Here is a 15,055-nt window from a genome sequence, read left to right on the forward strand (position 1 = left end):
GGTGGCTGGTTTCAGGGCTGCTGCGCAGCCCAACGGGGATAAATCCCCTCGCCACAAGGATAGGTCTCAGCCTTGGATCTTGATCAAAACCCCACACTGGCCTGCACAAAGAACGTGCGCGGTGCGCCGGCGTAGATACCCGAGTTGTTGTCGCTGGAGCGGGTGTAGTACTGGTGATCGAACAGGTTTTTCACCCCGGCGCCGACGTTCAGGTTCGACAGCTGTGCGCCAAAGTCATATCCGGCGCGCACGTTCCAGAGCACGTAGCCAGGCATGTCGCCAAACTGCCCATCGGCGCTGCCGTCGGTGATGTAGTTGTCGCTGAAGCTGCCATCGGCATTCACGTTGTTGCCGGGTGAACGCTGCTTGGACTGGGCAAAGGCGTCGAGGTTGTAGGTCCAGCGGTTGATCTCATAGCGCAGGCCCAGGTTGGCCACCTGACGGGAATAGAACGGCAGGTCGCGGCCCTTGAAGCTGGGGATTTCACCTTCGTAGGTGGCACGGGTGTAGGTGAAACCGGCATTGGCGCTAAGGCCTTCGAGGCGTGGGTCGAGGGCGGCCATGTCGTAATGCACCGAAGCCTCCAGCCCCTGGTGCTTGGTGGCGCCCATGTTGGTCCAGCCCACGTCATTGCTGATGTACTGCAGCTCGTCGTCGAAGTCGATGTAGAACAGCGTCACTTCCCCGCCCCACACGTCATCGTTGTAGCGCGTACCGATCTCGTAGGTCTGGGCCTTTTCCGGGCTCAGGCCGTTGGCGGTGTCGTTGCCGTTGCCGCCCTGGCCGAGCTGGAAGTATTGCAGGCTGCCGAACGATGTCTCGTAGTTGGCGAACAGCTTCCAGGCGTCGGACAGGTGATACATCACGCTCAGGGCCGGCAGCGGTTCGTTGCTGTCGATGCTGCGGCGCTTTTCCTGCACCGGGCTGCCGGCGGTGTCGAGCACCGGGCGGTCGTGCCATTGCGTGCTGATGCTTTCGAAGCGGATGCCTGGGGTGATGGTCCATTGGCCGACATCGATCTTGTCATCGAGGTAGACCGCGTGGGCCTCCGTGCCGCCGGTACGGTCCTGGTAGACGTGGCCGTCGGCCCCGGGACGCACCACCGGTTCGTTATTTCGCAACGCCAGGCGACTGGCTTGTTCGTGCATGCCTTCCTTGAGGTAGCGATAACCGACACTGGCCTCCTGGGTGGTGGGGCCCAGGTCAAACACATGGGACACCCGCGGCTCGATGCCGAAGGTGTAATAGGTGCGTGGATAGGACACCAGGTTGCGCTGGTCCCGTGAGGCGATGGTACTGCCGCGGTAGCTGTCGGAGTAATAGGTCAGCACTTCGGCCTGGGTGCGCTCGTTGATCTCACGGATCCACTTGAACGACACGTCCTTGCGCCGGCCACTGAAGTTGTCCCAGTCGCGGACGGACTGGTAAGGGTCCGCGTCATATTGGGCCTGGCTCAGGCCGCCGGGCATGTCGGCCTTGGCGTCGTAGTAGTGGACATTCAGCGAGAAGTCGTCGACATCGGTGGGCGCCCAATGGGTCTTGAGAATCACGTCGTCGATATCGTTGCCGTTGTTGCTCTGGCGATAACCGTTGCCGTTGACGCCCGAATACAACAGCGCCACGCCCAGGCCATTGTCGGCGGTGCCACCGAGGAACGCCGTGTCGATGTGTTTCCAGCCGCCGCGCTGGGAGGTTTCCAGGGTGGTGCCGATTTCACCGGTGGCTTTTTCCGGAATCGCGCGGGTCACGAAGTTGATCACCCCTCCGACATTCTGCGGCCCATAACGCACAGAGCCCGCGCCACGCACCACGTCGATGCTGTCCAGGTTGCCCGAGGAAATCGGTGCCATGGACAGTTGCGGCTGGCCATAGGGCGCGAACGCCGCCGGTACGCCGTCGATCAGCACCGTGGAGCGTGGCGACAAGCGCGAGGTCAGGCCACGCACGCCGACGTTCAGGGAAATGTCGCTGCCACCCGTGCCGTTGGCATCTTGCACTTGCACACCCGGCACCCGCCGCAGCACGTCGCCGACGTTCATGGCGCCCTGCTCCACCATCGCTTCGCGGCGGATCACCGTACGCGCACCGGGGTGGTTCTGCACCACTTCGGCGTTGGCATCGCCGAGCCAGTCACCGACCACCTGGATTTCAGTCGCCCCCAGCTCCAACGGGCCTACGCTGGATGCCGAGGGTGCCGGCAACACGGTCACCGAACCCTTATCGATCTGATATTGCAGGCCGCTGCCCTGCAGCAATTGACGCAAGGCCGCTTCCGGGGACACGTTGCCGTCCACCGCCGGGGCTTGCTTGCCGGCCACGAGCTCGGGGCTGAAGAATACCTGTAGCGAGGTCTGCTGGCCGAGTTGACTCAAGGCCGCACCCAACGGCTGCGCCTGGATATGAATGGCCGTGGCCGGCTGGTCGGCAAACGCCTGGGGCAGCGCAACGCTGACGGCCAGGCTCAGGGCCAATGGCATCCAGCGCGCGGGGGTACGGTTGTGGTTTTGGGCGGTGGTTTTCACGTCGAACCTTGTCCTGTTGATCGCAAGAATACGCGTCTGTTAATGCAAACCAGTTGCAGTTGGACAAGAAGACGAAGAACTCGAAAAAAACCTGAATCTAGCGCGCAATTATTTCCTGGCTGCCGTCATCCAGGGTGCGCACGGTCACCGGCAGGATGTTCGGCAGCGCCTTGAGCAGCGCCTTGGGATCATCGGTGCGAAACACGCTGGTCAGGCGCAGGTTGCCCACCGCCGCGCTGCCAACCCGCAGGGGCTGGGTGCGATAGCGGGAGACTTCTTCAGCCACGTCTTTAAGCGGCGCATTGTCGAACACCAGTTTGCCAGTGCGCCAAGCGGTGACCGCCTCGGTATTGACCGCGTAAGGCGTGGCGACATGGCCCTGGGCATCGATCCGGGTGCCAAGGCCCGCCGCCAGGCTGACAGACTGTGCCTTGGGCGCGCCACGCCCCTGGACCTTGACGCTACCCTGCGCCACCGCGACCCGGGTGTTGTCGGCGTCGCGGCGCACATCGAAGCGCGTCCCGGTGACCGTCACCTGGCCGTTGCCCGCCTCGACGGTGAATGGCCGGCCGGCATCATGCTCGACCGTGAACAAAGCCTCGCCTTCGGCCAGTTCCACCCGCCGTTGATGGTGTGCGAACTGAATACGGACGCGGCTGCGGCTGTTGAGGTCGATCACCGAACCGTCCGGCAAGGCGATATGCCGACGCTCGCCAAAGGCAGTGGCGAATTCGCCGCTGTAGTCGGTGGAAGAACTCATGCCGCTGAACAACCCCAACCCCAGCGCCACCGCGAACAGCCCGGCGGCAACGGCATAGCGCAACAGCGGCCGGCGCTTGGGACGTTCAGCGGGAGGGTCGCACAGCGCTCGCAGGCGTTCCTTGGACAGCAGGTCCGTGGCGCTCCAGATGCCCTGGAGCAACTGGATTTCGTCGCGGTGGTTGGGATGCTCGTCCAGCCAGGCTTCGAAACGCTGGCGCTCCTCGATACTCATGGCGGGCGCTTGCAAACGCACGAACCATTGCGCCGCCGCGTCGCGAACCCTGTCCTGCCCGCACGGGCATTCACGGCTATCCATCATGGAAGGTCCTGTGGCTCAGGTGGAAGAAGACGACGGATCATTGGCCTGGTCCGTCCAGACGATCGCGCAGATGCCGCAGGGTGCGGATCATATACTTTTCCACCATGTTTTTTGACAGGCCCAGGCGCTCGGCGATTTCCGCCTGGGTCAGGCCTTCGATCTTCTGCCAGACAAACACCGTGCGGCAGTTGGCCGGCAGCTCGGCAAGCGCTCGCTCGATGGAGTCCGCCAGTTGGATCGCGTGCATGAAGTGCTCCGGGTCGCCCGAAAACGACTGACCAGGGTCGATGACAGCCTCTTCCATGGCCCCCCGTCGATCTTCGCGCCGATAGCCATCCACTGCAATGTTGCGCGCCGTCTGATGCAGATAGGCCCGTGGCTGCTCGACCCCGCTCGAATCGGACTCAAGCACCCGCACGAAGGTGTCGTGGGCCAGGTCCTCGGCCTGCTGGCGATTGCGCAGGCGACGGGTCCAGGTGCCGATCAACTCTTCGTAATGCTCGAAAAAGCCGGGTCTGCGGGGCAGCTTGGGGGTCATCACGGCGCGCTGTGGAAACGGGGCATGAATAGTAATGCTTCCTATTAATAGGAAGCAAACCTATTGCGGTGCCTGTCGTCCGAAGCTTTAAAACTGAGGAATAAAACCTTTGTGGGAGCGAGCTTGCTCGCGATGGCGGAGTGTCAGTCGATTATGCATGAACCTGTCAGACCACTATCGCGAGCAAGCTCGCTCCCACAGGTATTTTCCTTTTGATTACGCTTCAGGCATCTTGCGAAAACCCACCGCCAGGCGGTTCCAGCCATTGATGGCGTTGATCGCCACGGTCAGGTCGACCATTTCCTTGGGGCTGAAATGCTCGCTCAGCAAGGCATAGTCAGCGTCCGGCGCGTGGGTGTCGCTCAACCGGGTCAGGGCTTCGGTCCAGGCCAGTGCGGCGCGCTCGCGGCCGGTGAAGAACGGCGCTTCGCGCCAGGCGGTCACGGCGTACAGGCGACGTTCGGTTTCGCCGTCCTTGCGGGCATCGGCGGTGTGCATGTCGATGCAGAAGGCGCAGCCGTTGATCTGCGAGGAACGCAGCTTGACCAGTTCCAGCAGGGACTTCTCCAGGCCCAGTTTCGAGACGGCGGTTTCCAGGGCCAGCATGGCTTTGAAAGCGTCAGGGGAAGCGGTGTAGAAATCGATACGCGGTTGCATGGTGAACTCCAGGACAATTTGGGTGTAGCGCTACGTTAGCCGTGCAGTGGCGCGGTACAAATAGCCAATTGTTGGGAAGTCCGGGTGGCCAATGACAGTCGATGTCCACTCTATGGAAATGGGCACAAGCTCATTGGCGGCGAAGGGGTTTATCGAACGTCGCACCGCCGCGCGGGGCTGCGCAGCCCAGCGGGGATAAATCCCCTCGCCACAGAGGATTATTGCGCAGCCTCTGATGTCGGGTTCAGGCCCGGCTGCGCAGCCATTGCAAAAAGCGCTTCTTGGCCACGGGCTTGGGCTGCTCGCGGGTGAGGTTCTGCGCGAGGTGGAGGCGAACGTCCAACAGGTTTTTCATGGCGTCGTTGATGTCGTGACGGGCGTCGAGGCAAGGCTTGAGGTAGCTGTTCTCGATGCGATAAAGGGTGCAGAAGGTCTTGGCGGAAAAGTTCGCCAGGGCCGCCTGCTCGGCCACGATCCCGGCTTCGCCGATCACCTCTCCAGGCCCCATGCGTCCGGCCTCGAATGGCTGGCCGTTACGCACGAGGGTCACGCTGACCACACCGGATTCAATGATGAACAGATGATCGCTGACCTCCCCCGCCGGCAAAATCACGTCGCCGGCACGGAAGGTCTGCAGGGTCATGTTCTGGCTGAACGTGTCTTTCTCGTCCTGGCGCAAGGTGGAGAAAATATTCGAGCTTTCCAGCAACGCCCGGGGCCGCGACACATCCTTGGCCGTGGCGCTTTCGCTGGTGGACAGCAGGCTCACGCCCGACGCCTGCAAATGCCTGAACGCCAGGTCGAACAATTGGTTGCGCACCGTGCGCTTCTGGGCCATGGAGGCGACGAACCCGCTGATTTCATACTCCGCCCCACCGCTGCCGCTGCTTTTGAGGGCGACGCTGGGTGCCGGGCTGGCAAGCAGGAGACGACAGCCGATCATGGCCCGTTCCAACGCGTCGATCACGGTTTGTGGCCGTGCGTGAGGGCTGACCTGCACGCTGATGGACAAGCCATGGACATCGCTGGGGCGACTGAAATTGATGACCTTGGCCTTAGCCGCCAACGAGTTGGGGATCACCGCCATGCTGCCCTGGGCGGTTTGCAAACGCGTGGCCCGCCAGTCGATGTCAGTGACCCGGCCTTCGGTGCCGTCGATGGAAATCCAGTCATCGAGCTGATAGGGCTTGGTGGTGTTGAGCACGATCCCCGAGAACACGTCGCTGAGGGTGCTCTGCAAGGCCAGGCCGACGATGATCGCCACCGCGCCGGACGTTGCCAGCACGCCTTTGACCGGCAAATCCAGTACGTAGGCCATTGCGGCGATGACGGCGATCAGGAAAATCACCGCGCCGAGCAAATCCTGCAACAGCCGCCCGGTATGGCCGACCCGTTGCATCATCGCCGCGCCGATCAGCACCGTCAGGGTTCGCGCGGCGAACAGCCACCAGGCGATCTGCAGGCCGGTCGCAGCCAGGTGCCGAGGCACATCGTCGCTCCATGGGGCCGGCATCATAGGGTTGAGGCCTTCGTTGAACAGCAGCACGCTGAACAGCGAAAAAATCACCAGCCTTGCGCCGACTTTCCAATAGATCCGATCCGCACTGACCAGGCGCCACATCAACAGGTCGAGCACCAGCAGCGCCAGGGCACAGAGCAGCGGGTGCTCGGAGATCAGAAACAGCATCGGGACAGCTCCAGGAGGGCGATTGGCGAAGATTGGCACAGATTGAAGAAGCTGTAGAGATCCCTACAGATCCCATGCAGATCCCCTTTGTGGGAGCGAGCTTGCTCGCGATGGCGGTCTGACAGTCAACCCATCATTGAATGTCCTACCGCTATCGCGAGCAAGCTCGCTCCCACAATGGGTTCTGGGTGGCTGTTGTTTCGCGTCAATCGTCCATCCGGCCAAAACGCCCGGAGTGGAAATCGTTGAAGGCCTGGTGGATTTCCTGCTCGCTGTTCATCACGAATGGACCATGGCCGACGATGGGTTCGTCGATCGGCTCGCCACTGAGCAGCAGCACCACTGCATCATTGTTGGTTTGCAGGCTCAATTGGTCGCCAGCCCGGTCGAACAGGGCCATCTGCCCGGCCTCGATCCGTTCGCGGCCATTGGCCTGTACCGAACCCCGCAGCACCACCAATGCAGTGTTACGGCCTTCATGCAGGTCAAGGGTGAGGTTTTTATCGGCATTCAAGCGGATGTCCCAGACGTCGATGGGGGTGAAGGTCCGCGCCGGACCTTGCTGCCCTTCGAAGCGACCGGCGATCAGACGCAGGCTGCCGGCGTTGTCCTTCAGGGCAATGTTCGGAATGTCGCCCTTGAGGATCGTCTGGTATCCGGCCGGGGCCATTTTGTCCTTGGCGGGCAAGTTGACCCACAGTTGGACCATCTCCATGAACCCGCCCTGGCGGGCGAAGGCTTCGGAGTGGAACTCTTCGTGGATGATGCCGGACGCGGCGGTCATCCATTGCACGTCACCAGGGCCAATCTTGCCGCCGCTGCCGGTGGAATCACGGTGCTCCAGTTCGCCCTGGTAGACGATGGTCACGGTTTCGAACCCCCGATGCGGGTGCTGGCCGACGCCTCTACGCTGGGTGGTCGGCGTGAATTCGGTGGGGGCGGCGTGGTCCAGCAGCAGGAAGGGGCTGATGTGCTTGCCCAGGTTGTCGTAGGAAAACAGCGTGCGCACCTGGAAGCCATCGCCGACCCAATGGGGCCGTGGGCTGGTGTAGAGGCCGATGATATTTTTCATGCCGTGTCTCCAAAATCAGGTACTGCGATTTGATGGACACAGCTTAGAACCGACACCTTTGCAGCACCAGACTGCAAAAATCGGCTTTAGCGTTCTATCTGGAGAACAATGAAGCCCCTAGAAAACTGCATATCACCACAGTCACCCTGTGGGAGCAGGTTTGTGGTGTCACTCATTCAAAGGTGATTGCGCTTGGCAAACTCCGACAACCCCACCAAGGATTGCAGGCCGAGCTTTTCCAACAGGCGCGTCTTGTAGGTGCTGACGGTTTTTGGACTCAGGTACAGGCTTTCGGCGATATCCTTGCCACGCATGCCCATGGCCAGCATGCGCAAGATGGACAACTCGCGGGTGGAGAGGCTTTCCAGGGCCTGCTGTTCGCTGCGTTGCTGAAAATCCAGCCGGACGGACATCTGGGGAAAATAGGCATAACCGGACTTCAACGCCTGGATGGCCTTGGTCAGTTCCTTGAGGTCACTTTTCTTGGTCACAAAGCCCCGGGCTCCGGCCGAAATGCAGCGGTTGCAGAAGTGCTGCGCATCCTGGGAGGTAAACACCAGCACGCTGCATTCCGGAAACTGGGCCATGATCCAGACCAGCAGGTCCAGGCCATCGAAACCATTCATCACCAGGTCAAGGATCACCAAGTCTGGCGCGCTCTCCTTGATGAGGGCCCTGGCATCGGCCGCGCCGCTGGCATCCCGGATATGGGTGAACGCCTCATTCTGGCAAATGAGCCGCAACGCCCCTCGTATGACAGGGTGGTCATCCACGATCAACACATCTTTCAAGACAGTTCCCCAAAACAATACAAACGGCGCCGGCGCCGTGACCGCACCGGACTCTTGCACAAGCGCCAGGCCCCGCCACCTGTCAGACCTGACAGTGCAGACCAACGGTCTGGTTCAGTGTCCATGCCCCTGTCTGAGGGGACGCCCCCACGCGTGCAGCGGCTCATGGGCCTGAGGATCAACCCGCTCCATCAAGCGTCGCAGTGCAACCAGGTCAGGCAGTGGCGCCTGACTCAAGTGCAGGTTTGATCGACGCGCCACTGGCACCGGCGACGGACTGGTCGGTTGCGCGTTGTAAATCATCCCGTGGCGAACCTGTGGGTTATAGACAACAAAATCGTGCAGATCCAGTGCACCACCGGCCAGTTGGGCGTTGACGACAATCAGGTCGAACGGCTCGCTGCCGTACTCCACCAGCGTGAGCAATTCCTGCAAATGGCTCACGGGGACAATCCGGTAGTAGCCCTGTTGGTTGAACAGACGTTCCAGCACGATTCGATGGGTATGTTGGGTGTCGGCAATCAGGATACGGAGTGCTTTGTTCGACATGGCAAGCTTTCCAATAGCAATGCGCCAGGTAGGCACCGGCTCAAGAACATTAAGGGCGCTCAGGCTAGAGGAAGCATTTGAAGGGCGATGTAGGACTATTCCTAAAATAAGGACAGACGCAGCCCTTGTAGAGAAGGAATTTATCTCTGCGAAGGACCTAGAGAGCCACTTGGCGGCCCCGCGGGAGCCAGCGCCCTCGCCCTATAGGCCTCGATTCGTTCAGCCAGGTGTTCGATGGCTTGGTGAAGGCCTTCCACGGCTTCGGTGAGCAGCACCGCATCGTTACCTCGGCAAGCGCTTTCCAGCGCCTCGCAGGCGGCGATCAGGCGTTGCGCCTGGATGATCCGCGCGCCCCCCTTGATCCGGTGCGCCAGGTCCGCCAGGCCCGGCAAGTCCTGTCGGGAGAACAAATGCTGCAGTCGCACCCGATCTTCGGCATTGCTGCTGACCAGTTCCTCCAGCAACGCCCCCATGGCGCGCGCGTCACCAGCGGTCAGTTGTTCCAGGCCGGCCAAGTCGACGCCATCGCCGGGATCGGCCCCCGGTGCATCCGGCGTGAGCGAAACCAGGCACGCATTGAGTTCCCGAAGGCCGATGGGCTTGAACAGGCAATCGTCCATCCCGGCCTCGGCGCAACGCTCCTTTTCCTCAGGCTGGGCGTTAGCCGTGAAACCCAGGATCACCCCGGGTGGCAGGTTGCGGTCGCGCTCTTCGTCGCGAATGGCCCGGGCCAGTTCGTAGCCACTCATCAAGGGCATGTTGCAGTCGGTGATGACCACATCGAAGTGTTCGCTGCGCCAGGCCTGCAGGCCGTCGACCCCGTTCGGTGCCTCCTGGACACGATGACCCAGGTAGCCCAATTGCTGGGACAGCAGCAAGCGGTTGGCCGGGTAGTCGTCGACCACCAGGATGCGCAGCGCCCGGCCCGGCAGCAGCACCTCGTCCTGGGTCGGTGGCGCCGCTGGCAGCACGTCGAGCACGGCCAAGTCCAGCCGGACTTCGACTTGCGTGCCCTCCCCTGGCACGCTGCGCAACACCAGGGTGCCGCCCATCATTTCGCACAACGTGCGGCTGATGACCAACCCCAACCCGGAACCGCTGCGCGCCGATTGGGGGTGATGGCCGGCCTGGGTAAAGGGGCTGAACAGGCGGCGCTGATCCTCGGGGGAAATACCGCAACCGGTGTCCTCGACCCGCAGGCAAATGCCGAGGTGCCTGTTTTCAGCGTCCAGCTCGCCACGCAAACTCAGACGCACGTCCCCCTGCTCGGTGAACTTGATGGCGTTGCTCAACAGATTCGAGACGATCTGCTTGAAGCGCAATGGGTCGATCAACACGTCCCGGTCGGCCCCGGCATCCAGCGCCCAGTGCAAGCGCAGGTGTTTCTGCCAGGCCAGGCCCTCGAATATCCGCGCCACCGACTCGATCAACGTGTGCAGATTGGCCCGTTGCGGCGCCAGCGACAGCTTGCCCGACTCGATGCGGGCGATGTCGAGGATGTCGCCGATCAAGTCCAGCATGCCATGGGCGGCACCCGACGCGACTTCGATGGCGAATCGGTCCACGACACCCTGGTCGGCTTTTTTCAGGGCCAGCTCCAGCAGGCCGATCACCGCATTCATCGGCGTGCGGATCTCATGGCTCATGGTCGCTACGAAGGTGGTCTTGGCCCGATTGGCCTCGTCGGCGCTTTCCTTGGCCACGCGCAACTGTTCCAGCAGGCGCCGCAGATAAATGCCCCAGCCCAAGGCCACCAGCAACAGCAGCGCAGCAATGGTGAACCCTTGGAGGATCGTGGTGCGGTTGCGCAGCCAATAACTGTCGTCGATCACCACCTCACTGCGCCAGCGGTTGGTCAGCTCGTCCATTTCTTCCGGGGTGATGCTCAACAGCGCCTTGTCCAGGATCGAGTAAAGCTCCAATGCGCCCCGGTTCGTCGCCAAGGCTACGCGGGCGGGCACGGTGCCCACGGTGCTGGTGACTTGCAGCGTGTCGCGGTACTGGCGGGAAATCATGTAGCGGGCGCTGATCAGCGGGTTGATCGCCGCGTCTGCCGTGCCGGCGGCGACCATGGCCATGGCATCGGCGGCATTCTGCGCCGTCACCAACTGCACGCGGGGAAACTGCTCCAGCAGGAACTCGCGCAGCACGTTGCCGCGCACCAGCGCCACGCGCTGGCCCGCCATCTGGTCCAAGGTCAGCGCCTTGGCCCTGATCGGCACCACCAGCACGAAGGGGTTCGCCAGGTATGGCCGGGTAAAACGTAACTCGTCCTCGAGTTCGGTGCTGGGTATGGCGGTCGCCAAGACATCGGCCTTGCCGCTCTTGATCTGCCCGATCAAATCGTCAACCGAGTCGCCCCGTTGCACATCGAATTTCAAACCGGTGCGCAAACTGACCCGGGCCAGCACGTCGGCGCCAATACCCCGCAGGTGGTCTTGTTCGTCGAAAAACGTCAGCGGCAGGAAGTTTTCGTTGACTGCGACCTTGACCCGCGGATGGGCATCCAGCCAGCGCTGTTCGCTGACGCTGAAATGCAGCGCCTGCTGACCGGGTATGCTCGCACCACCGGCGCTCCAACGCCGCAGGATGATCATGCGCTCGCTGGCGGGAATGGCGTGCAGCGCGGCGTTGACGATACGCAACACCCGCGCATTGTCGCGATGGACCGCAAAGGCGAACGGCTGCACTTCCAGGCGCGAGAAATCGGCCAGCTGGACATTGTTCAGGTAATTCTTGCCGATCAGGTAGTTGGAACTGATCGAATCCCCCAGGTAGACGTCGGCCTGACCAAACGCCACGGCACCGATGGCGCTCAAGGTCGAGGGGAACAGCCGCAAGGAAGCGTCGGGATAAAACGCCTCGACCGTCTCCGGCGGCAAGTAGTGATAAAGCATTGCCACCCGCATGCCCGCCAGGTCCGTGGGCAAGTCCTGGCTGTCGTCGATGCGGGCCACGAGGGTGGGCAAGTCATCGGCATAGGCCTGGGACATCGCCAGGTCCGGATCGGCGGCTTCGAAGCCGTTGGCGGTGCCCAGCAGGTCGATTTCACCGCCGCGCAGGGCCTGGAGCACTTCGACGTGGGACGGATAGCGCTGGACCTGCACCTTGACGTGCAGGAGCTGCCCCAGCAATTGCGCGTAATCGGCGGTCAGGCCTTCGTAGTCGCGACCATTGCCGGTGATGCTGAAAGGCGCATAGTCCGGTGCCGAGGCGCCCAGCAGCAACGTGCCCTTCTGGCGCAGCCAGGCCCAGTCGGCGGCATCCAGGGACACCGAGTAATCATCCACGTTGGAGCGCCCGAGCACCTGCAACGACTCAGGGGTCGCGTCCACCGGTGGCGCCACACTCAATGAGCCCAGCAACAGCGTCACCAGGCCTGTGCGTAGAAGCAGCATCATCTGGTCAGGGTGTTTCGCTTGGCGTAGTCGGCCCGGCTCACACCGACTGCACATCAGTCAGGGTGGACCGGCTGAGGGGTTCAGACTGCCAATACGAGGGAACAGCGAACCGAGCCTTTCAAACAGCAGGAGGCTGTGAAGTGAGTGTAGGAAATTTCTGAAGAATTTCCTGCGCGTGACCAGACCGGGCCTATGGCCTGTTGGAGCGAGCTTGCTCGCGAAGGCGTAGTGTCAGTCACTTCAATATTGGCTGAACTGACGCCATCGCGAGCAAGCTCGCTCCCACAGGGGTTGCGTTGGCTGATGGATTTCCTGCGAGTGACTCGCTCCCACAGGGCCTATACGGCGGCGAGCAAGCGATCGCGTACCGGACGAGCCTGCCCGCGAGGGTACTCCTGCTCATACAGCGAGCCGGCGATCTCATCGGCACGCACTGGCAGGATCGACAGCAGCGTATCGCTCAGGCCATGGCTGGCCTGGCAGAAGCCCTGCATGTAGATCGCCGTCTTGCAGCGCTCGTCGGTGATCAGCTTGTAATTGCGATCCACCTCGAAATCCCCCAGGTACTGCGCCAGCGGCTCCAGCAGGGTACGGTGCATCTGCCGCTCGTAACCGGTGGCCAGCACCACCGCGTCGTAACGGCGTACGGTCAGTTCGCCAGTGGCGTTGTTGCGCACGGCCAATTCCACGCCGGCGTCGGTGGCCGTGGCTTTCTCCACCGTGGTGAGGGTGCGGAACGCATGGCGGGCGATGCCGGAGACTTTCTGGCGATAGAAAATCCCGTAGATGCGTTCGATCAGGTCGATGTCCACCACCGAATAGTTGGTGTTGTGGTACTCGTTGACCAGGCGCTCGCGCTCGCCGTGGGGTTGTTGGAACACCAGGTCGGTGAATTCCGGCGAGAACACTTCGTTGACGAACGGGCTGTCGTCCGCCGGCTTGAGGGCTGAGCCGCGCAGGATCATATCGACCTGTACCGAAGGGAAGCTGTCGTTCAGGTCGATGAAGGCTTCGGCCGCGCTCTGCCCGCCACCGATGATGGCGATCTTCATCGGCTGGCCACTGATGCACGGCCGGGTCGCCATGCGCTCCAGGTACTGGGAATGGTGGAACACCCGCGCGTCATCCTTGAAGGCCTTGAACGCCTCGGGAATTCGCGCCGTGCCACCGGTACTGACCACCAGCGAGCGAGTAGTGCGGACCACCTCTTCGCCCTGGGCATCCCGGGAGATCACCCGCAGCGCTTCGACCTGCTGATTGTGCAGCACCGGTTCGATGCGCAGCACTTCTTCGCCATAGCGGCTCTGTTCGGTGAAATGCCCGGCCACCCAGCGCAGATAGTCGTTGAACTCCATGCGGCACGGATAGAAGGTGCCGAGGTTGATGAAGTCCACCAGGCGGCCATGGTGCTTGAGGTAATTGACGAACGAATACGGACTGGTGGGGTTGCGCAGGGTCACCAGGTCCTTGAGGAAGGAAATCTGCAACTCGCTCTGGGTCACCAGGGTGTTGCCGTGCCAGCGGTAATCTGCCTGCTTGTCGAGGAACAGCACGTCCAGTTCACCCTGGACCGGCCCCCGCTCCTGCAGCGCGATGGCCAGCGCCAGGTTCGAAGGGCCGAAGCCAATGCCGATCAAGTCGTGAACGATGGGCGATGCAATTGCCTGTGTCATGTCCAGTGTCCTCTGGAAAAGCCCCTCAACAGGGCACGAAAAGCCTGGGGAACCTGACCGGCACTGAAGGCGCCGGCAAGTCGTCTGTTGAGAGGAACGAGGACAGTGAAAAAAAATTTACCGCCGGGTGACCGGCGACGATTGAATCAGGGGGCGTCCCACTGACGCACGCGAACGCGGCAGTGCTTCATGGCGTTGACGATGTGCTTTTCCACCAGGGCCCGGGAAATGCCCAGGCGCTCGGCGATTTGCGGATGGGACAGGCCTTCGAGCTTGCGCAGCAGGAAACTCTCGCGGCACAGCGGCGGCAACTCGGCCAGGGCACGCTGCAGCATGTCCAGGCGCTGGCCATGGTCGAGGCTGGTGTGGGGCGATGGGGTGAAGAAGCGTTCTTCGCTGTCCAGCACATCCAGGGATTCGACCTGGCGCAGGACGTTGCGTCGGTGCCCGTCGATCACCAGGTTCAGCGCCGTACGGTAGAGGAACGCCCGCGGTTGTTCGATAGGGGTGTCGCTGGCACGCTCCAGCACTCGCACATAGGCGTCATGCACCACATCCTCGGCCGCCTGGCGGTTGCCTAGCCTGGCGTTCAGGAAACACACCAGCTCGCGATAGTAGTTTTCCAACATGACTCCCGTGCGCAATGGCTGCGCCAGCTATCCCTGTGTCACCCGACATGCCTGAAAAGGGCATAGCACGATAGTGGCAAATTCAATAGCGTAATTTATAGTAATTCTCATATAGATTTAAAGCGTTGGTTTGTATAAGGGTTGATTCGTCTCCCCTCGGCTATGGCGAAGCATGGCTTTTGTGGCGAGGGGATTTATCCCCGCTGGGCTGCGAAGCGGCCCCAAACCAGTCCACTCAATACATCTGATACACCGAGGCGCTGGCTTTGGAGGGCTGCTTGGCAGCCCAGCGGGGATAAATCCCCTCGCCACACCATCACCTGACTTGGTTATCGCGCTGCCCTTCCGCCCACTGCGACCAAGTGTTTCAAACCAGTAAATTCCAGCCCCAAGCGCTCGTCTACCAAAACAGCCTCCCGTCCCTTCCCCCCTGCGACGGGCCCGATATCACCGGC

The 15,055-nt window shown here is 61.9% G+C and carries 11 protein-coding genes; all 11 read right to left on the bottom strand.

Features of this window, described 5'->3' with window-relative positions; all coding sequences use genetic code 11:
* Positions 1-83 precede the first annotated feature (83 nt).
* Complete coding sequence (locus ACMTA2_RS22655) at positions 84-2,477, bottom strand: TonB-dependent siderophore receptor (RefSeq protein WP_413795706.1); 2,394 nt, start codon at positions 2,475-2,477, stop codon at positions 84-86.
* Positions 2,478-2,619: 142 nt separating this feature from the next.
* Positions 2,620-3,603: a FecR family protein gene (locus tag ACMTA2_RS22660; protein WP_413791854.1), complete on the bottom strand. Its 984-nt coding sequence runs from the start codon at positions 3,601-3,603 to the stop codon at positions 2,620-2,622.
* A 37-nt stretch (positions 3,604-3,640) separates the two neighbouring features.
* Positions 3,641-4,141, bottom strand: coding sequence for a sigma-70 family RNA polymerase sigma factor (locus tag ACMTA2_RS22665; protein ID WP_060741413.1), 501 nt, complete (start codon positions 4,139-4,141; stop codon positions 3,641-3,643).
* Between the two features lie 216 nt (positions 4,142-4,357).
* The gene (locus ACMTA2_RS22670; RefSeq protein ID WP_003203930.1) at positions 4,358-4,798 is read right to left on the bottom strand and encodes a carboxymuconolactone decarboxylase family protein; all 441 of its coding nucleotides are present in this window, start codon (positions 4,796-4,798) and stop codon (positions 4,358-4,360) included.
* A 244-nt stretch (positions 4,799-5,042) separates the two neighbouring features.
* On the bottom strand, positions 5,043-6,485 hold the full coding sequence (locus tag ACMTA2_RS22675) for a mechanosensitive ion channel domain-containing protein (protein WP_413791855.1): 1,443 nt from the start codon (positions 6,483-6,485) through the stop codon (positions 5,043-5,045).
* A 205-nt stretch (positions 6,486-6,690) separates the two neighbouring features.
* Positions 6,691-7,557, bottom strand: coding sequence for a pirin family protein (locus ACMTA2_RS22680; protein WP_413791856.1), 867 nt, complete (start codon positions 7,555-7,557; stop codon positions 6,691-6,693).
* A gap of 176 nt (positions 7,558-7,733) precedes the next feature.
* The gene (locus ACMTA2_RS22685) at positions 7,734-8,348 is read right to left on the bottom strand and encodes a response regulator (protein ID WP_413791857.1); all 615 of its coding nucleotides are present in this window, start codon (positions 8,346-8,348) and stop codon (positions 7,734-7,736) included.
* Between the two features lie 114 nt (positions 8,349-8,462).
* Positions 8,463-8,897, bottom strand: coding sequence for a PleD family two-component system response regulator (locus ACMTA2_RS22690; protein ID WP_413791858.1), 435 nt, complete (start codon positions 8,895-8,897; stop codon positions 8,463-8,465).
* Between the two features lie 140 nt (positions 8,898-9,037).
* Positions 9,038-12,298 carry an ATP-binding protein gene (locus ACMTA2_RS22695; protein WP_413791859.1) on the bottom strand — a complete coding sequence of 1,087 codons (3,261 nt, stop codon included), beginning with the start codon at positions 12,296-12,298 and terminating at the stop codon, positions 9,038-9,040.
* Positions 12,299-12,636: 338 nt separating this feature from the next.
* Positions 12,637-13,971, bottom strand: a complete 1,335-nt coding sequence (locus tag ACMTA2_RS22700) for a lysine N(6)-hydroxylase/L-ornithine N(5)-oxygenase family protein (RefSeq protein ID WP_413791860.1) — start codon at positions 13,969-13,971, stop codon at positions 12,637-12,639.
* 146 nt (positions 13,972-14,117) lie between these two features.
* Complete coding sequence (locus ACMTA2_RS22705) at positions 14,118-14,600, bottom strand: sigma-70 family RNA polymerase sigma factor (RefSeq protein WP_092257832.1); 483 nt, start codon at positions 14,598-14,600, stop codon at positions 14,118-14,120.
* Between the last annotated feature and the right edge of the window lie 455 nt (positions 14,601-15,055).

The organism is Pseudomonas medicaginis (assembly GCF_965119365.1).
Classification (GTDB): Bacteria; Pseudomonadota; Gammaproteobacteria; order Pseudomonadales; family Pseudomonadaceae; genus Aquipseudomonas.

What these genes read in the sequence shown, in the direction of transcription:
- ACMTA2_RS22655 (WP_413795706.1), bottom strand. Translation starts at nt 2,477, where the DNA reads ATGCCATTGGCCCTGAGCCTGGCCGTCAGCGTTGCGCTGCCCCAGGCG.
- ACMTA2_RS22660 (WP_413791854.1), bottom strand. Translation starts at nt 3,603, where the DNA reads ATGATGGATAGCCGTGAATGCCCGTGCGGGCAGGACAGGGTTCGCGAC.
- ACMTA2_RS22665 (WP_060741413.1), bottom strand. Translation starts at nt 4,141, where the DNA reads ATGACCCCCAAGCTGCCCCGCAGACCCGGCTTTTTCGAGCATTACGAA.
- ACMTA2_RS22670 (WP_003203930.1), bottom strand. Translation starts at nt 4,798, where the DNA reads ATGCAACCGCGTATCGATTTCTACACCGCTTCCCCTGACGCTTTCAAA.
- ACMTA2_RS22675 (WP_413791855.1), bottom strand. Translation starts at nt 6,485, where the DNA reads ATGCTGTTTCTGATCTCCGAGCACCCGCTGCTCTGTGCCCTGGCGCTG.
- ACMTA2_RS22680 (WP_413791856.1), bottom strand. Translation starts at nt 7,557, where the DNA reads ATGAAAAATATCATCGGCCTCTACACCAGCCCACGGCCCCATTGGGTC.
- ACMTA2_RS22690 (WP_413791858.1), bottom strand. Translation starts at nt 8,897, where the DNA reads ATGTCGAACAAAGCACTCCGTATCCTGATTGCCGACACCCAACATACC.
- ACMTA2_RS22695 (WP_413791859.1), bottom strand. Translation starts at nt 12,298, where the DNA reads ATGATGCTGCTTCTACGCACAGGCCTGGTGACGCTGTTGCTGGGCTCA.
- ACMTA2_RS22700 (WP_413791860.1), bottom strand. Translation starts at nt 13,971, where the DNA reads ATGACACAGGCAATTGCATCGCCCATCGTTCACGACTTGATCGGCATT.
- ACMTA2_RS22705 (WP_092257832.1), bottom strand. Translation starts at nt 14,600, where the DNA reads ATGTTGGAAAACTACTATCGCGAGCTGGTGTGTTTCCTGAACGCCAGG.